The organism is Rhizobacter koreensis, from assembly GCF_013366375.1.
Taxonomy (GTDB): domain Bacteria; phylum Pseudomonadota; class Gammaproteobacteria; order Burkholderiales; family Burkholderiaceae_C; genus Schlegelella_A; species Schlegelella_A koreensis.
On the sequence record NZ_JABWMJ010000001.1, the window covers coordinates 306,740 to 325,767 of the forward strand.

The window sequence follows — 19,028 nt, forward strand, 5'->3', positions numbered from 1 at the left end:
CATGCAGCGTCTGTTGATGCTGCTGGTGCGCGGCTACCGGTTTTGGCTGAGCCCCTGGCTCGGCAGCTCGTGCCGCTTCGAGCCGACCTGCTCGGCCTATTCGTTGCAGGCGCTCGAGGCACATGGCGCCGCCGCCGGCAGCTATCTGACGCTGCGCCGCCTCGCGCGCTGCCATCCGTGGTGCGCAGGCGGGCACGACCCCGTGCCGGCCGCGTCGCCGCGCCTCTTCGACTTCGTTCGCGGCCCCGCGCACCGGGCGCCTGCGACCACCCCTTCTTCTCGCGAGACACACCGATGACCGCCGATACCCGCCGCACCATTCTCTGGGTGGTGTTCTCGATGTCGCTGTTCCTGATCTACGACGCGTGGAACCGGCACAACGGTCATCCCTCGTTCTTCAGCCCGGCGCCCGCAAAGACCGCCGCAGCCGGTTCGGCGAGCGCGCCGCCCGCGGGCGGCAGCGTGCCGGTGCCGGCCGGGCAGACGCCGGCGGCGACACCCGCTGCCGGCGTCGTTCCGGGCGCGACCGCGGCGGCCCCGGTGGCCGCACCGGCAGCCGAGCGGGTGACGATCACCACCGACCTCGTGCAGGCGACGCTCGACGGCACCGGCGGCTCGCTGACGCGCGTCGAGCTGCTGCGCCAGCGCGACCCCAACGACCCCAAGCGCAACGCCGTCGTGCTCGAGCAGTCGCCGCAGCGTCTTTACGTGGTGCAGACCGGCGTGGTGCCGCCCGCCGGCGGCGCGGGCCTGCCGAACCACCACACGCCGATGCGCGCGGTGCCGGGCGAGCGCACGCTGCGCGACGGCCAGAACGAGCTGCGCGTGCAGTTCGAGAGCGATCCGGTCGGCGGCGTCAAGCTGGTCAAGACCTACACCTTCAGGCGCGGCGATTACGTGATCGGCGTCAACCACCAGCTGGTCAACGTGTCGGGCGCGCCGGTCAACCCGCGCCTTTACCTGCAGATCGTTCGCGACGGCAATCCGCCGCTCGGCGAGTCGAGCCTGGTGTGGACCTTCACCGGCCCGGCGATCTACACCGACACCGCTCATTACAAGAAGATCGACTTCAAGAGCATCGACAAGCGCGAGCCGAACGAGAAGCCGAACCACGAGACCAGCGCCGACAACGGTTGGGTCGCGATGGTGCAGCACTACTTCGCCACGGCGTGGCTGATCGACCCGGCGAACGGCAACGGCCCCAAGGTGCCGCGCGAATACTTCACCGGCAAGGTCGATACCAACGCCTACTCGGTCGGCATGTTCGTGCCGCTCGGCGAGGTCGCGCCCGGCGCGACCAGGAGCTTCGACGCGCGCCTTTATGTCGGCCCCCAGGAAGAGAACAAGCTCGCCGCGCTCGCGCCGGGCTTGCAGCTCGTCAAGGACTACGGGTGGCTGCGCGTGATCGCCGAGCCGCTGTTCTGGCTGCTGACCCAGCTGCACAACGTGATCGGCAACTGGGGCTGGTCGATCGTCGGCCTGGTGGTGCTGCTGAAGATCGTCTTCTTCTGGCTCAACGCGACCGCGTACCGCTCGATGGCCAAGATGAAGGCCATCAACCCGAAGATCATGGAGATGCGCGAGCGGCTCAAGGACAAGCCGCAGCAGATGCAGCAGGAGATGATGCGCATCTACCGCGAGGAGAAGGTCAACCCGCTCGGCGGGTGCCTCCCGATCGTGGTGCAGATGCCGTTCTTCATCGCGCTCTACTGGGTGCTGCTGTCGAGCGTCGAGATGCGCGGCGCGCCATGGATCGGCTGGATCACCGACCTGTCGCGTCCCGACACGCTGTTCGGCACCATCCCTGGCATCGGCATGCCGATCGGCCTGCTGCCGATCCTGATGACGCTGACGAGCCTGGTTCAGACCTGGCTCAACCCGACGCCGGCAGACCCGGTGCAGGCGAAGATGATGTGGTTCATGCCGCTCGCCTTCTCGGTGATGTTCTTCTTCTTCCCGTCTGGCCTCGTGCTGTACTGGCTGACGAACAACATCCTGTCGATCGCGCAGCAGTACCTCATCAACCGCCAGCTCGGCGTCACGAAGTAGGCGCCTGACGTTTCGCGGGGCAGCCCCCGCGGCGTCGACCGGCCGCGGCGCGGGCGGACTGGCGCCGGTCGGCGCCCGAGGAGCACTCCGATGCTGCACGACGAGGACCCGATCGTCGCCATCGCGACCGCGAACGGGCGCGGCGCGATCGGCATCGTGCGGCTTTCGGGCGACCGCCTCGAGCCGCTGATCCAGGCGATCTGCGGCCGCACCCTGGAGCCGCGCCGCGCCACCCACGGCCCGTTCCTCGACGCCGACGGCTCCGCGATCGACCAGGGCCTCGCGATCCATTTCCCGGCGCCGCACTCGTACACCGGCGAGTCGGTGCTCGAGCTGCAGGCGCACGGCGGCCCGGTGGTGCTGCAGTTGCTGCTCGCGCGCTGCCTCGCCGCCGCCGCGGACGTCGAGCCGACGACCGGCAAGCCACGCCTGCCCCGCCTGCGCATCGCGCGGCCCGGCGAGTTCACCGAGCGCGCCTTCCTCAACGACAAGCTCGACCTCGCGCAGGCCGAAGCGGTCGGCGACCTCATCGACGCGAGCACCGAAGCCGCGGCACGCTCGGCGACGCGTGCGCTCGCCGGCGCGTTCTCGGACGAGGTGAACGCGCTGCGCGATCGGCTCGTCGACCTGCGCATGCTGGTCGAGGCGACGCTCGACTTTCCCGACGAGGAGATCGACTTCCTCGAGCGCGCCGGCGCCTTGCAGCGCCTGGCCGCCGCACGCGGTCAGCTCGCGCGCGTGCTGGCGCGGGCGCGTCAGGGCGCGCTGCTGCGCGACGGCATGCGCGTCGTGCTCGCCGGCCAGCCCAACGTCGGCAAGAGCTCGCTCCTCAACGCCCTCGCCGGCGCCGAGCTCGCGATCGTGACCGACGTTCCCGGCACCACGCGCGACAAGGTCGCCGAGACGATCCAGATCGAGGGCGTGCCGATCCACGTCGTCGACACCGCGGGCCTGCGCGAGTCGAGCGACACCGTCGAGCGCATCGGCATCGCCCGCAGCTGGGAAGCGGTCGAAGACGCCGACGCGATCGTCTTCCTGCACGACCTCACCCGGCTCGGCCATGCCGACTACGCCGCCGGCGACGCCGCGATCGCCGCGCGCCTGGCCGAGGGCCGCGCCGATGCCGCGCGCGTGCTGCACGTCTTCAACAAGGCCGACGCCGCCCCGGCGGTCGAGACGGCGCGCGGGCTCTCGATCTCGGCGGCGTCCGGCGAAGGTCTCGCCGAGCTGCGTCAGGCGCTCCTCGAGCGTGCCGGCTGGCAGGCCGCGCCGGAGGGCGTGTTCATCGCACGGGCCCGCCACGTCCACGCGCTGCAGCGCACCGCCGCTCACCTCGACGCCGCCGCGCAGCACGCGTCGGCGGGCGACCGCGCCCTCGAACTCCTCGCCGAAGAGCTGCGCCTCGCCCACGATGCGCTCGGCGAGATCACCGGTGCATTCAGCGCCGACGATCTGCTGGGGGTGATCTTCGCCGGGTTCTGCATCGGGAAGTAGCGAGCGGCACGGCGGGGCCGAGCCTCGGTCTGCCGGCCCCCTGCCGTCGTCGGTCGGAACATTGCTCCGCGGCGCTGCCGAGCGGCGGCGGGCGCCTTGCTCCGCGGACGGCGCGGCGCCCGGACCGTTCCGGCGCCGATACCGCACTCCGGGGGATGAGCCCACGGGGCTCTCGACTCCACAATGCCCGCTCGCCCATGCGGCGCGGGCAATGATGGAGGCAGCATGGACATCGACGACCTGATCGCGGCGGTGGAGTCGCTCAACGCGGACGACGCGTTCCGTCCGGAGTTCAGCGTCGACGAGTGGCGCCGCTTCGGCGCCTACCTCGCCCCGCTCGACCTCGACGCCGGCGACGTGCTCATCAAGCAAGGCGACGTCGACCGGACGATGTTCCTGCTCGAGCACGGCAGCATGCTGGTGTCCGTGGGCAGCGGAGCGCCTCCCGGCCGGCGCATCGCGATCCTGAGGGCGGGCTCGCTGGCCGGCGAGCCGGCGCTGTTCGGCAACCACACGCGGGTGGCCGATGTCGAGGCGATGGCGCCGTGCCGCGTGTGGGCCCTGCGCCCGCACCGGCTCGACGACCTCATGAGCGACGAGCCGGCGATCGCCAAGGAGCTGCTGCGGGCGGCCAGCGTGGTGATGGCGGTAAGGCTGGTCTCGACCTACGACGCCGAAACGATCGCGGCCTGAAGCGTCACGCGGGCGGCGCCTGCCGCGCGGGTTGGCGTGACTCGCGGCCCCGTTCGGCTCGAGCGACCGCAGCAGCGCGCGTCAGCCTGCTCCCCTCGCCGGCAGCGCGCGCCGGCAATCAGCTCGTCGCCAGCAGCGCCGCCTCCGCCTTCGCGATCGCCTCCGGCAGGCCCGACAGCACGAGGGTGTCGCCACCGGCGAGCACCAGTGACGCGGCCGGCGCCGTCACCGCGCCCGACGCGCGGCGCACCGACACCAGGCTCACGCCGTGGCGCTCGAGGCCGCAGGTGCCGAGCGTCTTGCCGACGCAGGCGGCATCGACGGGCAAGGTGAGGCTGGCCAGGCGTGCGTGTTGCAGCTCGTCGACGGTGTCGTCGTCGGCGCCGTGGAAGTAGCCGCGCAGCAGGCCGTAGCGCGCATCGCGTTGCTCCTGCACGAGGCGCAGCACGCGCCGCATCGGCACACCGACGAGGGCGAGCGCATGGCTTGCGAGCATCAGCGAACCCTCGATCGCCTCGGGCACCACCTCGGTGGCGCCAGCCGCCTGCAGGCGCTCGAGGTCGGTGTCGTCGATGGTCCGCACGATCACCGGAACGCCGGGCGCAGCCTCCTGCACCACGTGCAGGATCTTCAGCGCCGAGGGCGTGTCGTGATAGCTCACCACCACCGCCTTGGCACGCGTGACGCCGGCGGCAACCAGGCTCTGGAGCCTCGCCGCGTCGCCGAACACCACGCTCTGCCCGGCGGCGGCGGCCTGGCGCACCCGGTCGGGGTCGAGGTCGAGCGCGATGTAGGCGATGCCTTCACGCTCCAGCAGGCGGGCGAGGTTCTGCCCGCTGCGTCCGAAGCCGGCGATGATCACGTGGCCCTCGGTGTTGATCGCACGCTTGGCGATGGTCGTCATCGCCACCGACTGCAGCAGCCAGTCGGTCGCGCTAAGCCGCATCACGATGCGGTTGCTGTGCTCGATCAGGAACGGCGTCGCGACCATCGACAGCACCATGCTCGCGAGCACCGACCCCTGCAGTTCGAGCGGCAGCAGGCCGCCCTGCGATGCAAGGGCGAGCAGCACGAAGCCGAACTCGCCGGCCTGCGCGAGGTAGAGCCCGGTGCGCAGCGCGACGCCCTGCTGCGCGCCGAACGCGCGCGCGAGCGCGGTGACCAGCACGAACTTGAACAGCACCGGCGCGAAGGTGAGCGCGAGCACCAGCAGCGCATGGTCGGCGACCGCGTGCGGATCGAGCTTCATGCCGACGGTGATGAAGAAGAGCCCGAGCAGCACGTCGTGGAACGGCCGGATGTCGGTTTCGACCTGGTGCTTGTATTCGGTTTCGGCGATCAGGATGCCGGCGACGAAGGCGCCCAGCGCGAGCGAGAGGCCCGCGTGCTCGGTGAGGTAGGCAAGGCCCAGCGTGACCAGCAGCAGGTTGAGGATGAACAGCTCCTCGCTCCTGCGCTTGGCGACGAGCGTGAGCCACCAGCGCATGACGCGCTGGCCGCCGACCAGCAGCACGGTGAGCAGCAGCGTTGCCTTGAGCGCGGCGATGCCGAGCGCCGACAGCAGTGCGTCGGGCTCCGCGCCGAGCGCAGGGATCAGCACGAGCAGCGGAACCACCGCCAGGTCCTGGAACAGCAGGACGCCCATCACGCGGCGGCCGTGCTCGCTTTCGAGCTCGAGCCGGTCGGCCATCATCTTGACGACGATGGCGGTGCTGCTCATCGCGAGCGCGCCACCGAGCGCGACCGCGCTCTGCCAGCCGAGGCCGAGAACTCGACCCGAGGCCGTGAAGGCCCAGCCGAGCAGCGCATTGCCGATCACTGCGCCGGCGATCGTCAGCACGACCTGGCTCATGCCGAGGCCGAACACCAGCCGCCGCATGCTCTTGAGCTTGGGCAGGTTGAACTCGAGTCCGATGACGAACATCAGGAAGACGACGCCGAACTCGGCGAGGTAGCTGACGCCTGGCGAGTCACCGGTGAGGCGCAGCGCGTGCGGCCCGATGGCGGCGCCGACCAGCAGGTAGCCGAGCATCGGCGGCAGGCGCGCGAAGCGGCAGATCACGACACCGGCGACGGCCGCGACCAGGTACAGCAGGACGAGTTCGAGCGAGTTGGACATCGAGAGGCGAGAAGTCGGTCGCGCGCCGGCTGCACGGATGCAGCGCGGGGCAGGCGGCCCGATCGGAGGCGAGAGGAACTCGGGCGGCGAACGTTCGCGGACTCGCAAGGCGCGCGCCGCGCTCGCTGAGTTCCAGGGTCGCGCCGACTGCGCCGGCAGCCTCGCTCACGCATCCGCACGCCCCGCGCGGCTGCCTGCCCGCGTCGGCGCCGTCGACCGCCCGGACTCCTAGAATCCGCCCGATGCTACTGGACGCTCCCGCAACGACCGTGCCCGGTCGGGCGCCGATCGATGCGGCCCGCGTGCTGCAACTCGCACGCGACACGCTCGACATCGAGGCGCGCGCGCTGCTCGGCCTCAAGGAGCGCCAGGGCGACGCCTTCGTGCAGGCGGTCGAGCTCGTCCTCGCCTGCCGCGGTCGCGTCGTCGTGATGGGCATGGGCAAGAGCGGCCACGTCGGCCGCAAGATCGCCGCGACCCTGGCGTCGACCGGCACGCCGGCGTTCTTCGTCCACCCCGCCGAAGCGAGCCATGGCGACCTCGGGATGGTGACGGCCGACGACGTGGTGCTCGCCATCTCGAACTCGGGCGAGAGCGACGAACTCGGCGCGATCATGCCGGCGATCAGGCGGCTCGGCGCGACCCTAGTGGCGATGACGGGCCGGACCGACAGCAGCCTCGCGCGCCATGCGGCGCTCACGCTCTCGAGCGCGGTCGACCAGGAAGCCTGTCCGCTCAACCTGGCGCCGACCGCCAGCACCACTGCGCAGATGGCGCTCGGCGACGCCCTCGCGGTCGCGCTGCTCGACGCGCGCGGCTTCCGGGAAGTGGACTTCGCGCGCTCGCACCCGGGCGGCAGCCTGGGCCGCAAGCTCCTCATGCACGTCGCCGACCTCATGCGCACCGGCGCCGCCGTGCCCTCGGTCGGCCCCGACGCGCGCTTCACCGACATGCTGCGCGAGATGACCGACAAGGGGCTCGGCTTCACCGCGGTCGCCGACGCGGATCGCCACGTGCTCGGCATCTTCACCGACGGCGACCTGCGTCGCCTCATCGAGCGCGGCGCCGACCTGCGCGACCTCTACGCGCGCGACGTCATGCATCCCAACCCGCGGCTGGTGCGGCCGGACGCTCTCGCGGTCGATGCGGCGCAGCTGATGGAACAGCACCGCATCACCGGCGTGCTGGTCTGCGACGAGGCCGGGCGGCTCATCGGCGCTCTCAACTCGAACGACCTGATGCGGGCCAAGGTGATCTGATGCGCCGGCCCGAACCGGTGCTCGCGTTCGACCCCGCGCTGCTGCTCCAGGCACGCGGCGAGGCCGGCATCGACGTCGCGATCTTCGACGTCGACGGCGTGCTGACCGACGGCCGCATCTACATCGGCGAGCACGGCGAGACGGTCAAGGCGTTCTCGACGCTCGACGGGCACGGTCTGAAGCTGCTCGCCGCCGGCGGCATCACGCCCGTCGTCATCAGCGGGCGCGATTCGGCCGCGCTGCGGCGCCGGGTTGCCGACCTCGGGATCCGGCACGCGGTGTACGGCGCCGGCGACAAGGTCGAGGCGGCCGACGGCGTGCTCGCCGCGCTCGGCAGCGACTGGTCGCGGGTCACGGCGATGGGCGACGACTGGCCCGACCTGCCGCTGCTCGACCGCGTCGCCTTCGCGTGCGCGCCCGCCAACGCGCACGTCGAGGTGAAGGCGCGCGTCCACCACGTGACGGCTGCCGAAGGCGGTCGCGGCGCGGCGCGCGAGTGCTGCGACCTGCTGCTGACGGCGGCCGGGCGCTACGCCGACCTGCTGCGCGGCCCGCTGCACACGCTCGATGGAACGCGCTGACCCGGCGCTCGACGACACCGCCGGCATCGACCTGTCGTTCGCCGGGCCGCCGGTCGCGCCCGCGCTGCCGTGGCACCAGCGCGCGCTCGACGTGGCCTCGGCGTATCTGCCGCTGATCCTGATGGCGGCGCTCGCCGGCGCCACGTGGTGGCTGGTCACGCAGGCGCCGTCGCTCGACGGCCCGGCCGGGCCGGCGGCGCCGCGCCACGAGCCCGACTACACGATGACCACGTTCATGATCCAGCGCTTCGGGCCCGACGGCGCGCTGCGCACGCAGATCGAGGGCGATCGCCTGCGCCACTACCCCGACACCGACACGCTCGAGATCGACAACCCGCGCTTTCGCGCCATCGCGGCCGATGGCAACGTCACGCTCGCGTCGGCCAAGCGCGCCCTGTCGAACGGCGATGGCAGCGAGGTGCAGCTGTTCGACGACGCCAAGGTCACGCGCAACGGCAAGGGGCCGAACGACCCGCCGCTCGAGTTCCGCAGCGAGTTCCTGCACGCGTTCCGCAACATCGAGCGCGTGCGCTCGAACCGTCCGGTCACGGTCACGCAGGGCGACTCGCGCGTGCAGGCCGACGCCATGGAATACGACAACCTCACCCAGACGGTCGACCTGAAGGGCCGCACGCGCGCGCTGTTCGAGTCGCGCGGCGGCGGAGTCAGCCGGTGACCGACGCGCGAACCGGCGCCGCGCCGCTGGTGTTCATCACCGGCGCTTCGAGCGGCATCGGCCAGGCGCTCGCGACACGTTTCGCGGCAGCGGGGTATCGGCTCGCGCTGGTCGCACGGCGCGCGCCCGAGGTGCAGGCGTGGGCCGACGCGCAGGGCTGGGACGCGGCGCGGGTGGGCGTCTACGCCGCCGACGTGCGCAATCTCGAGGCAATCGCGAGCGCCGGGCGTGCGTGTCTCGTGCGCCAGGGCGTTCCCGACGTGGTGATCGCCAACGCCGGCATCAGCGTCGGCATCGACACCGCCGACGCCGCCGACCTCGAAGTGATGCGCGCCACCTTCGAGACCAACAACCTGGGGATGGCGGCGACGTTCCAGCCGTTCGTCGCTGCCATGGTGGCCCGTCGCAGCGGCCGGCTGGTCGGCATTGCGAGCGTCGCCGGTATCCGCGGTCTGCCGGGGCACGGGGCCTACTGCGCCAGCAAGGCGGGGGTCATCGCGTATTGCGAGAGCCTGCGCGGCGAGCTGCGCGCGAGCGGCGTGCGTGTCGTCACCATCGTGCCGGGCTATATCGATACGCCGCTCACCCGCGGCAATCGCTACTCGATGCCGTTCCTGATGCCCGCCGACGCGTTCGCCGATCGCGCGTTCGCCGCGATCAGCGCCGGCGCGAGTTACCGCGTGATCCCGTGGCAGATGGGCATCGTCGCGCGCCTGCTGCGCGCGCTACCCAATGTCGTGTTCGATCGCCTGCTCGCCGGCCGGCCGCGCAAGCGCCGCCGCAACGAATAGCAGCCGCTCGAACGGGCAAAGAAAAAGGCGGTGCGCCGATCGGCTGCACCGCCTCTTATCAGGCGACCGAGATTCCGATCACCGCATGTCGCGTCGAATCAGTAGCCGCCGCGGCCGCCGCCACCCGAACGGCCACCGCCGCCGTAGCCACCGCCGCCGCCACCCGAACGGCCACCGCCGCCGTAGCCGCCGCCACCACCACCGTAGCCGCCACCGCCGCCGCCGTAGCCACCACCGCCGCTGCGGCCGCCACCACCCGAGCCGCCGCCGCCGTAACCACCGCCGCCGCTGCCGCTGCCATAACCACCACCGCCGCTGCCACCGCTGCCGCCGTAGCCGCCGCCACCACCGTAGCCGCCGCGGCCGCCGCCGCCGCCGTAGCCGCCCGGGCGCTCTTCACGCGGACGCGCTTCGTTGACGACGATCGCGCGCCCGTCGAGGGCCTGACCGTTCATGCCGTTGATCGCGGCCTGGGCTTCCGGGTCGGAACCCATCTCGACGAACCCGAAGCCCTTCGACCGGCCGGTGTCGCGGTCCATCATGACCTTGGCCGAGGACACGGTGCCGTACTGCGAGAAAGCCTGCTGCAGGTCGTCGTCGCGGATGTTGTAGGAGAGATTGCCGACGTAGAGTTTGTTGCCCATGGGAGAGCCCTTTCAGTTTCCTAGAGACATGTGGAGCTTCTACCCATCGTGAACCATTCAAGCGTAGGCGCCGCTTCCATCCTCCGGATGGCGAATATAAGTGAACTGCAAGAAAAATTTGACAGGGGCGAATGGACCCGCTTTCTTTTGCGGAGGGCGTTGTACCGGCGCGACTGGGGCCCGCAGCGCACCGGGTTTCAGACGCGTCGCAATCTTCTGGTTTTCCCGGTGACGGTGCCATGAATGCACCAACGGTGCGCATCGCGAGCCTGGTGCCGAGCCTCACGGAATTGGTGGTTTCGCTCGGGCTTGCCGATTACCTGGTCGCGCGGACCGGGTATTGCATCCACCCGGCCGAGGTCGTGGCCCGCATCCCGAAGGTCGGTGGCACGAAAACGGTCAATCTCGCGAAGCTGCGCCGACTCGCGCCGACCCACGTGCTCGTCAACGTCGACGAGAACCGGCGCGAACTCGTCGACGAACTCGCCGGCTGGGGCGCCGACGCGCCGGAGCTGATCGTGACCCACCCGACCACGCCGGAGGACAACGTCGCCCTGGTCGCGCAGCTCGCCGGTGCGTTCGACGCGGTGCCGGGCTTGCGTGCGCGTGCCGAGGCTCTGAGCATCGCGCTCGCCGAGGAGCTCGAACGCACCCGCCCGCCAGCGGACGCGACCCAGCGCGTGCTTTATCTGATCTGGTGCGACCCGTGGATGACGGTCGCGCGCGACACCTACGTCTCGGCGATGCTCGCGCGCGTCGGCTGGGCGACGCTGCCGGCACGCCACGGCGGATCGCATGGCGCCGGACGCTATCCGACGCTCACGGGCGACGAGGATTGGCTGGCCGCGGTCGACCGCGTGCTGCTGAGCTCGGAGCCGTTCGCCTTCGGCCCCGAGCACGCCGCGCGCGCGGCCGCGCTCTGTCCGAACGCGCTCGTGCAGCACGTCGATGGCGAGCTGCTCAGCTGGTACGGACCGCGTGCCGTCGCCGGGCTGCGCTACCTGCGCGATCTCGCCGGCGCCGCTGCCGGCAACCCTTAGCCGGTGCCGCGAGGCGGCCCGCGACAATCCGGCGTGGACGCGACCCAGACCCCCGAACGCTACGACTACATCGTGTGCGGGGCCGGCACCGCCGGCTGCCTGCTCGCCAACCGGCTGAGCTTCGACCGCCGCAAGCGCGTGCTGCTGATCGAGGCCGGCGGATACGACGACTACCTGTGGGTGCACATCCCGGTCGGCTATCTGTATTGCATCGGCAACCCCCGCACCGACTGGCTCTACGCGACCGAGCCGGACGAAGGCCTCAACGGCCGGAGCCTGCGCTACCCGCGCGGCAAGGTGGTCGGCGGGAGCAGCAGCATCAACGGGATGATCTACATGCGCGGGCAGGCGCGCGACTACGACGGCTGGGGCCGTGGCGACGGCCATGGCGCCAACCCGGGCTGGAGCTGGGCCGAGTGCCTGCCGTACTTCCTGAAGCACGAGGACTATCACAAGGGCGCCGACGAGTTTCACGCGGCACCCGGGTTCGATCCGACCGGCGCACGGCAGGGCGGCGAGTGGCGCGTCGAGCGCCAACGCCTGCGCTGGGACGTGCTCGACGCCTTCGCCGCCGCCGCGCAGCAGGCCGGCATCCCCGCCACCGACGACTTCAATCGCGGCGACAACGAGGGCATCGGCTACTTCGAGGTCAACCAGCGCGCCGGGATCCGCTGGAACGCCGCCAAGGCCTTTCTTCGCCCGGCGGCCAAGCGGCGCAACCTCCAGGTGTGGACCGGTGCGCACATCAACCGGGTGCTGTTCGATCGGGCGTCCGGCGATGCCGCCCCGGTGGGTGACGGCCGGCCGGTCGCGACGGGCATCGAGGTCACGCCGCTCGGCGGCAGCGCGCCGATCCACGTGCACCTCAACCCCGGCGGCGAGGTGATCCTCGCGACCGGCGCGGTCGGCTCGCCGCACGTCCTGCAGCTCTCGGGCATCGGCGATCCGGACCTGCTGCAGCGCCACGGCATCGGCGTGCGCCGGGCGCTGCCCGGCGTCGGCGAGAACCTGCAGGACCACCTGCAGATCCGCGCGGTGTTCGGCGTCAGCGGCACCCGAACCCTCAACACCATGGTGCACACCTGGTGGGGCAAGGCGCGCATCGGCCTCGAATACGTCGCCCGACGCACCGGGCCGATGAGCATGGCGCCCTCGCAGCTCGGCGCATTCACGCGCAGCGACCCCGGCAAGCCCCACCCCGACCTCGAGTACCACGTGCAGCCGCTCTCGCTCGAGGCGTTCGGCGAGCCCCTGCATCGCTTCAACGCGTTCACCGCGAGCGTGTGCAACCTCAACCCGACGAGCCGCGGCAGCGTGCGGCTGCGCTCGCCCGACCCGCTCGCGGTGCCGGCGATCGCGCCGCGCTACCTGAGCACCGACGCCGACCGCCACATCGCCGCGCAGAGCCTGCGCCTGACGCGCCGCATCGTCGCGCAGCCGGCGCTCGCGCCCTTGCAGCCGCGCGAGATCAAGCCGGGCGTCGAGTTCGAAAGCGACGCCGATCTCGCCAAGCTCGCGGGTGACATCGGGACCACGATCTTCCACCCGGTCGGCACCGCCAAGATGGGTCCGGCGCGCGACCCCGCGGCGGTGGTCGACGCAACCCTGCGCGTGCACGGCGTCGGCGGCCTGCGCGTGGTCGACGCGAGCGTGATGCCGACCATCACGAGCGGCAACACCAACTCGCCGACGCTGATGATCGCCGAGCGCGCCGCGGAATGGATCCTCGCCGGTCGTTGACGGCGCAGGCGCGCCGCCTGCTTCGGCCACGCATGGGCGCCGCCCGGCGCCTGGCACGTGATCGGCGCGTCAGGCCTCGGGCGATACTGCGCGCCGTCTGCTGCAGGAGGAGTTGATGAACATCTATGCCGTCTCGAAGGTGAGGCTCGACGAGGATGGGCGCGTCACCGGCGTCGAATGGGGTCCGGTCGACATCGATGCACGCTGGCAGGCCGACCCGGTCGTGTCGGACGTCGCCGAGGTGGTCGCCGCCCTGCAGCGCGGCGACCGCGTGGTCGCCATGTTCGAGACGCCCGAGGGGCTCGAGCCCGGCCGCACCTTTCGCGTGGTCACCTACGACAACGGCTGGGAGACGGTCGCGCTCGACGGCGAGCCGACCTACGAGCACGAGCTGCACGACATGGCGCGCGTTCCCGACTGACCCTGCGGGTCAGCGCGTGGTCAGGCCCTTGTAGAGCATGTAGCCGGCGAGCAGGAACAGGAGGCATGCGAACACGCGCTTCAACTGCCGCACGTTCATGCGGTGCGCCGCGGCGGCCCCGACCGGCGCGAGCAGCACGCTCGTCGTCGCGATGAGCAGCAGCGCCGGCACGTAGAGGAAGCCGAGCGTGCCGGGCGGCAGCCCTTCGAGGTTCCAGCCCGCGATGATGTAGCCGATGGTTCCCGACACCGCGATCGGGAAGCCGAGCGCCGCCGAGGTGCCGACCGCACGATGGATCGGCACGTTGCACCAGGTCATGAACGGCACCGAGATGAAGCCGCCGCCGGCGCCGACCAGTGCCGACAGCACGCCGATGCCGCTGCCGGCGCCGAGCATCCCCGGCCAGGCGGGAAGCGTGCGCGACGGCTTCGGCTTCCGGTCGAGGAACATCTGGAACGCCGAGAACGCGACGAAGCCGGCGAACACGATCGCGAGCGTCGCCCCCGGCATCAGCCTGGCGAGCTGGGCGCCCAGCAGCGTGCCGATCACGATCCCTGGCGCGAGCGGCTTGACGATCGACCAGTCGACCGCGCCGCGCCGGTGGTGCGCGCGCACCGAGGCGAGCGAGGTGAAGCAGATGGTCGCGAGCGAGGTCGCGATCGCCACCTTGACCAGCAGGTCGGCCGGAAAGCCGCGCTGCCCGAGCAGGAACGTCATGAACGGCACCAGCACCATGCCGCCGCCGATGCCGAGCAGCCCGGCCAGGAAGCCGACCGCGCAGCCGAGCACCAGAAGTTCCGCCCAGAGCTGCCAGTCCGCCATGGGCGGCGATTATGGGTGGGCACTGTCCGGCGCGCCGGCGCCCCGGCGCAGTCGCGGCACACTCGCGGCATGCCTGAAGCTTGCCCGCCTCTCGTCGCCTGCCTGTGCGCCGCCTGGTGCGGCAGCTGTCGCGAGTACCAGCCGCTGTTCGCCCGCCTGGAGGCGAGTTTCCCGGAGGTCGTGTTCGCCTGGGTCGACATCGAGGACCACGCCGACGTCGTCGGCGATATCGATGTCGAAGACTTCCCGACGCTGCTGATCGCGATCGGCGCCGAGGTGGTCTTTCTCGGGCCGGTGACGCCGCACCTCGCGACCGCCGAACGGCTGCTGCGCAGTGCACTCGACGGCGCGCTGAACAGGGTGCGTGACGCCGGTGCGGTCGAGCTCGCCGGCCGGGTGCGGCGCTTGCGTGCCGATGAAGGCGGCGAATGATCTTGAGCACCAGGACGAACCCTGCGCTCGACGCATAAGCAGCGAAGAAATCGATCGTTTCCCGAATGTCGAGCAGCCGCTACGATGCTCGGCTTTCCCGGTTTCGGCGCTGCGCCTGCAGCGGATCTCGCATGTCTTCACGCTCCCTCGATCGTCGCGCAGTCCTCGCGCTCGCCGCCAAGTCGGCGCTCGTCGCCAGCGCCGCCGGTGTCGCCGGCTTCGCCCAGGCCGCCGGCGTCACCCTGCTCAACGTCAGCTACGACGTCGCACGCGAGCTCTACAAAGAGATCAACCCCGCATTCCAGCGCGCCTGGAAGAAGGCGAGCGGCGAGGACATCACGGTCAACCAGTCGCACGGCGGCTCCACCAAGCAGGCGCGCTCGGTCATCGACGGGCTCGCCGCCGACGTCGTCACCATGAACCAGGCGAGCGACATCGATGCCATCGCGACGATCGGCAAGCTGATCCCGGTCGACTGGGCCAAGCGCCTGCCGAACAACTCGGCGCCGACGACGTCGGTCACCGTGATCCTGGTCCGCAAGGGCAACCCGAAGAAGATCACCGACTGGCCCGACCTCGCCAAGCCCGGCACCAGCGTCGTGATCCCGAACCCGAAGATCACCGGCAACGGTCGCTACACGTACGTCGCGGCCTGGGGCTCGGTGCTGAAGGCGGGCGGCACGCCCGCGCAGGCGCGCGAGCTGGTGCAGAAGATCTTCGCCAACGTGCCGGTGTTCGACGGCGGCGGCCGCGCGGCGACGACGACGTTCGCCCAGCGCAACATCGGCGACGCGCTCTGCACCTTCGAGAGCGAGGTCAATCTCATCAAGGCCGAGTTCGGCGACCAGTTCGACGTGGTCTACCCGAAGTCGACCATCCTGGCCGAGAACCCCGTCGCGGTCATCGACAAGGTGGTCGACAAGAAGGGCACGCGCAACCAGGCCGAGGCGTACCTGAAGTTCCTGTACTCGGACGAGGCGCAGGAGATCGCCGCCAAGCACCAGATCCGGCCGCGTTCGGCCGCGCTGCTGAAGAAGTACGCCAAGGACTTTCCGCCGGTCACGACGTTCACGATCGACGAGTACTTCGGCGGCTGGTCGCGCGCCCTCACCGAGCACTTCGCCGACGGCGCGATCTACGACCAGATCATCGCCAAGCGCTGATCGCCCCGCGAGCGCTGCCGATCGCTGGTCGGCGCGCGCGTCGCTCGTGTCCACCCGGGTGGCGGTGGGCCGGCGCGGCGGATCCACGTGAACCGGTCGCGCGCCGCCGCGACCGCGGAGGCATCGGCCCGCACGCCAATAGCACAATGCGGCCGGGCAGCGCGCCTGCCCGTCCTCTCCACGCTCTCGCCCTCGTGACCGCCCGATGATCTTTTCGCGAACGCTGCTGAAGCGTCACAGCGTGCTGCCCGGCTTCGACCTGGCGCTCGGCTTCACGCTGCTGTATCTCGGGTTCATCGTGCTGATCCCGCTGTCGGCGGCGTTCCTGAAGACGTTCACGATGACGTGGCCGGCGTTCTGGGACACCGTGACCGCGCCGCGCGTGCTGGCGTCGTTCCGCCTGACGTTCGGCGCCTCCTTCTTCGCAGCGCTGCTCAACGCGGTGTTCGGCCTCCTGGTCTGCTGGGTGCTGGTGCGCTATTCGTTTCCGGGCAAGCGCATCGTCGACGCGCTGGTCGACCTGCCGTTCGCGCTGCCGACGGCGGTCGCGGGCATCGCGCTCACCGCGCTCTACTCGAACAACGGCTGGATCGGCCAGTTCCTGCCGTTCAAGGTGAGCTTCACCCCGCTCGGCGTGTTCGTCGCGCTCACCTTCATCGGCCTGCCGTTCGTCGTGCGCACGCTGCAGCCGGTGCTCGAGGACCTGCAGCCCGAGATCGAGGAAGCCGCCGCGACGCTCGGCGCGAGCCGCGCCCAGACGGTCTGGCGCGTGATCCTGCCGGTGCTCACGCCGGCGCTGCTGACCGGCTTCGCACTCGCGTTCGCGCGCGCGCTCGGCGAGTACGGCTCGGTGATCTTCATCGCCGGCAACCTGCCGATGATCTCGGAGATCACGCCACTGATCATCATCACCAAGCTCGAGCAGTTCGACGTCGCCGGCGCCACCGCGGTTGCGGTGGTGATGCTGGTGGCGTCGTTCGCGATGCTGCTCGCGATCAACGGCCTGCAGGCGTGGGCGCGTTCGCGCCAGGGACGATGAGCATGGCGCCCGGACCTGCTGCCGACGCTCTCGACCCCGCGCGCCCCGATCGACGCGCGGCCGTCGTCGCGGCGAGCACCCTTGCCGCGAGCGTCGCGCCCCTGCGCCCGCGCCTCAGCCCGACCACCGAGCCGGCGTGGGTGCGGCGGCTTCTGATCGCGGTTGCGCTCGGCTTCCTCGCCCTTTTTCTGTTCCTGCCGCTGATCAGCGTGTTCATCGAGGCGTTGAAGAAGGGCGTCGACGTCTATCTGGCCGCGCTCGCCGACCCCGACGCGGTGTCGGCGATCAAGCTGACGCTGATCGCGGCCGGCGTGTCGGTGCCGCTCAACCTGGTGTTCGGCATCGCCGCGGCATGGGCGATCGCCAAGTTCGACTTCCGCGGCAAGAACCTGCTGCTCACGCTGATCGACCTGCCGTTCTCGGTGAGCCCGGTGATCGCCGGTCTCATCTACGTGCTGGTGTTCGGCCTGCAGGGCTGGTTCGGCGAATGGCTGCGCGACCACGACGTCAAGATCATCTTCGCGCTGCCGGGCATCGTGATCGCGACGCTCTTCATCACCTTTCCGTTCGTCGCCCGCGAGCTGATCCCGCTGATGCAGGCGCAGGGCACCGAGCAGGAAGAGGCGGCGCGCGTGCTCGGGGCGAGCGGCTGGCAGATCTTCTGGCGCGTCACCCTGCCGAACGTGAAGTGGGCGCTGCTGTACGGCGTGATCCTCTGCAACGCGCGCGCGATGGGCGAGTTCGGCGCGGTCAGCGTCGTCTCGGGCCACATCCGTGGTCAGACCAACACGATGCCGCTGCACATCGAGATCCTCTACAACGAATACCAGTTCGCGGCCGCGTTCGCCGTGGCCTCGCTGCTGGCCGGCCTGGCCCTCGTCACGCTGGTGCTCAAGTACTGGGTCGAGCGCCGCGTGCACGGGCAGCGGCGCGCCGTCGAAGGTCGCGCGCAATGATCGAGAACACGAGAACCCGATGAGCATCGAAGTCCGCAACCTCAAGAAGCGCTTCGGCGAGACCGTCGTCTGCGACGACCTCAACCTCGACATCGAGGAAGGCCAGCTCGTCGCGCTGCTCGGCCCCTCGGGCTCGGGCAAGACCACGCTGCTGCGCATCATCGCGGGACTCGAAGTGCCCGATTCGGGCAGCGTGCTGTTCCATGGCGAGGACACCACCGGCGCCGACGTGCGCGAGCGTCAGGTCGGCTTCGTGTTCCAGCACTACGCGCTGTTCGGCCACATGACGATCTTCGAGAACGTCGCGTTCGGCCTGCGCGTGCGGCCGAAGGCGACGCGGCCGTCCGACAAGGCGATCGCCGACAAGGTGCACGAGCTGCTCAAGCTGGTGCAGCTCGACTGGATCGCCGACCGCTACCCGCACCAGCTCTCGGGCGGCCAGCGCCAGCGCATCGCGCTCGCCCGTGCCCTGGCGGTCGAGCCCAAGGTGCTGCTGCTCGACGAGCCGTTCGGCGCGCTCGACGCCAAGGTGCGCAAGGAGTTGCGGCGCTGGCTGCGGCGCCTCCACGAGGAAGTCAACGTGACGAGCGTGTTCGTCACCCACGACCAGGAAGAGGCGATGGAAGTCGCCGACCGCATCGTCGTCATGAACAGGGGCCGTATCGAGCAGGACGGTCCGCCCGACGAGGTCTACGACCACCCGGCGACGCCGTTCGTGCTGCAGTTCCTGGGCGACGTCAACCTGTTCCACGGGCGGCTCGGGCACACCCCGGGCTCGCCGGCAGGCGCCGAGGAAGTCGCGTACGTGCGGCCCCACGAGCTGCAGATCGTCGACGCCCCTGCCCCCGGCTCGATCGCGGTGACGCTCGCGCAGGCGCTCACGGTCGGGCCCAACACCCGGCTCGAGTTCCGCCGCCAGGACGACGGCAGCTACGTCGACGTCGAGCTGCCGCGCGCCGAGTACAACGCGCTGCGCGAGCGCCTGGGCCTCAAGGCCGGCTCGGCGGTGCACCTGCTGCCGCGCCACGTCACCCGGTTCTCGAACGACAGCTTCGATCCGGCCGCGATGATCTGACCGGCCTGCGGCGGCACTTCGCTGGTGCCCCAGG

General features: G+C 70.8%; 19 protein-coding genes. 16 read left to right on the top strand and 3 right to left on the bottom strand.

What is annotated here, in order from left to right; genetic code table 11:
• The first annotated feature begins 1 nt into the window (after nt 1).
• The 4 genes from yidD (at nt 2) to HQN59_RS01365 (ending at nt 4,236) form a co-directional block, all read left to right on the top strand.
• Nucleotides 2-298, top strand: coding sequence for a membrane protein insertion efficiency factor YidD (gene yidD / locus HQN59_RS01350; RefSeq protein ID WP_176066226.1), 297 nt, complete (start codon nt 2-4; stop codon nt 296-298).
• On the top strand, nt 295-2,049 hold the full coding sequence (gene yidC / locus HQN59_RS01355; protein WP_176065314.1) for a membrane protein insertase YidC: 1,755 nt from the start codon (nt 295-297) through the stop codon (nt 2,047-2,049). The genes yidD and yidC overlap by 4 nt, the downstream gene beginning before the upstream one ends.
• Nucleotides 2,050-2,139: 90 nt before the next feature.
• Nucleotides 2,140-3,543 (top strand): tRNA uridine-5-carboxymethylaminomethyl(34) synthesis GTPase MnmE, encoded by a 1,404-nt coding sequence (mnmE, locus tag HQN59_RS01360; protein WP_176065316.1) that lies wholly within the window; start codon nt 2,140-2,142, stop codon nt 3,541-3,543.
• Nucleotides 3,544-3,768: 225 nt separating this feature from the next.
• Complete coding sequence (locus tag HQN59_RS01365; RefSeq protein ID WP_176065317.1) at nt 3,769-4,236, top strand: Crp/Fnr family transcriptional regulator; 468 nt, start codon at nt 3,769-3,771, stop codon at nt 4,234-4,236.
• Nucleotides 4,237-4,354: 118 nt separating this feature from the next.
• Here HQN59_RS01365 and HQN59_RS01370 read toward each other — a convergent pair whose 3' ends face one another.
• Nucleotides 4,355-6,355 (bottom strand): monovalent cation:proton antiporter family protein, encoded by a 2,001-nt coding sequence (locus HQN59_RS01370; protein WP_176065319.1) that lies wholly within the window; start codon nt 6,353-6,355, stop codon nt 4,355-4,357.
• Nucleotides 6,356-6,597: 242 nt separating this feature from the next.
• Between HQN59_RS01370 and HQN59_RS01375 the strand changes: the two genes are divergently transcribed.
• Genes HQN59_RS01375 through HQN59_RS01390 form a run of 4 tightly spaced genes read left to right on the top strand, consistent with a single transcriptional unit; the run spans nt 6,598 to nt 9,662 of the window.
• Nucleotides 6,598-7,614: a KpsF/GutQ family sugar-phosphate isomerase gene (locus HQN59_RS01375; protein ID WP_176065321.1), complete on the top strand. Its 1,017-nt coding sequence runs from the start codon at nt 6,598-6,600 to the stop codon at nt 7,612-7,614.
• Entirely contained in the window at nt 7,614-8,195 is a 582-nt protein-coding gene (locus tag HQN59_RS01380; protein ID WP_176065323.1) for a KdsC family phosphatase, read from the top strand. Before HQN59_RS01375 ends, HQN59_RS01380 begins: the two co-directional genes overlap by 1 nt.
• Entirely contained in the window at nt 8,182-8,871 is a 690-nt protein-coding gene (gene lptC, locus HQN59_RS01385) for an LPS export ABC transporter periplasmic protein LptC (protein ID WP_176065325.1), read from the top strand. Before HQN59_RS01380 ends, lptC begins: the two co-directional genes overlap by 14 nt.
• Nucleotides 8,868-9,662: an SDR family oxidoreductase gene (locus tag HQN59_RS01390; RefSeq protein WP_176065327.1), complete on the top strand. Its 795-nt coding sequence runs from the start codon at nt 8,868-8,870 to the stop codon at nt 9,660-9,662. Before lptC ends, HQN59_RS01390 begins: the two co-directional genes overlap by 4 nt.
• A gap of 98 nt (nt 9,663-9,760) precedes the next feature.
• Here the strand turns inward: HQN59_RS01390 and HQN59_RS01395 are convergent, their stop codons facing one another.
• Complete coding sequence (locus HQN59_RS01395; protein ID WP_176065329.1) at nt 9,761-10,306, bottom strand: RNA recognition motif domain-containing protein; 546 nt, start codon at nt 10,304-10,306, stop codon at nt 9,761-9,763.
• 239 nt (nt 10,307-10,545) lie between these two features.
• Here HQN59_RS01395 and HQN59_RS01400 point away from each other — a divergent pair, with 239 nt between their 5' ends.
• From HQN59_RS01400 to HQN59_RS01410, 3 genes are all read left to right on the top strand, one after another.
• A complete protein-coding gene (locus HQN59_RS01400; RefSeq protein WP_176065331.1) occupies nt 10,546-11,346 on the top strand; it encodes a helical backbone metal receptor in 801 nt (266 codons plus the stop codon).
• A gap of 33 nt (nt 11,347-11,379) precedes the next feature.
• Nucleotides 11,380-13,086, top strand: coding sequence for a GMC family oxidoreductase N-terminal domain-containing protein (locus tag HQN59_RS01405; protein ID WP_176065333.1), 1,707 nt, complete (start codon nt 11,380-11,382; stop codon nt 13,084-13,086).
• A 115-nt stretch (nt 13,087-13,201) separates the two neighbouring features.
• Nucleotides 13,202-13,507, top strand: coding sequence for a hypothetical protein (locus tag HQN59_RS01410; RefSeq protein ID WP_176065335.1), 306 nt, complete (start codon nt 13,202-13,204; stop codon nt 13,505-13,507).
• A 9-nt stretch (nt 13,508-13,516) separates the two neighbouring features.
• Here the strand turns inward: HQN59_RS01410 and HQN59_RS01415 are convergent, their stop codons facing one another.
• A complete protein-coding gene (locus HQN59_RS01415) occupies nt 13,517-14,329 on the bottom strand; it encodes a sulfite exporter TauE/SafE family protein (RefSeq protein ID WP_176065336.1) in 813 nt (270 codons plus the stop codon).
• Between the two features lie 69 nt (nt 14,330-14,398).
• On the opposite strand from HQN59_RS01415, the gene HQN59_RS01420 reads away from it, so the two are divergent.
• The 5 genes from HQN59_RS01420 to HQN59_RS01440 all read left to right on the top strand — a co-directional run bounded on the left by HQN59_RS01420 (nt 14,399) and on the right by HQN59_RS01440 (nt 18,994).
• Nucleotides 14,399-14,761 (top strand): thioredoxin family protein, encoded by a 363-nt coding sequence (locus HQN59_RS01420; protein ID WP_176065338.1) that lies wholly within the window; start codon nt 14,399-14,401, stop codon nt 14,759-14,761.
• Between the two features lie 131 nt (nt 14,762-14,892).
• The gene (locus tag HQN59_RS01425; RefSeq protein WP_176065340.1) at nt 14,893-15,924 is read left to right on the top strand and encodes a sulfate ABC transporter substrate-binding protein; all 1,032 of its coding nucleotides are present in this window, start codon (nt 14,893-14,895) and stop codon (nt 15,922-15,924) included.
• Nucleotides 15,925-16,129: 205 nt separating this feature from the next.
• The gene (gene cysT, locus HQN59_RS01430) at nt 16,130-16,963 is read left to right on the top strand and encodes a sulfate ABC transporter permease subunit CysT (RefSeq protein ID WP_176065342.1); all 834 of its coding nucleotides are present in this window, start codon (nt 16,130-16,132) and stop codon (nt 16,961-16,963) included.
• Nucleotides 16,960-17,919, top strand: a complete 960-nt coding sequence (gene cysW, locus HQN59_RS01435) for a sulfate ABC transporter permease subunit CysW (protein ID WP_246294623.1) — start codon at nt 16,960-16,962, stop codon at nt 17,917-17,919. The genes cysT and cysW overlap by 4 nt, the downstream gene beginning before the upstream one ends.
• A gap of 19 nt (nt 17,920-17,938) precedes the next feature.
• Nucleotides 17,939-18,994 (top strand): sulfate/molybdate ABC transporter ATP-binding protein, encoded by a 1,056-nt coding sequence (locus tag HQN59_RS01440; protein WP_176065344.1) that lies wholly within the window; start codon nt 17,939-17,941, stop codon nt 18,992-18,994.
• The last annotated feature ends 34 nt before the right edge of the window (nt 18,995-19,028 follow it).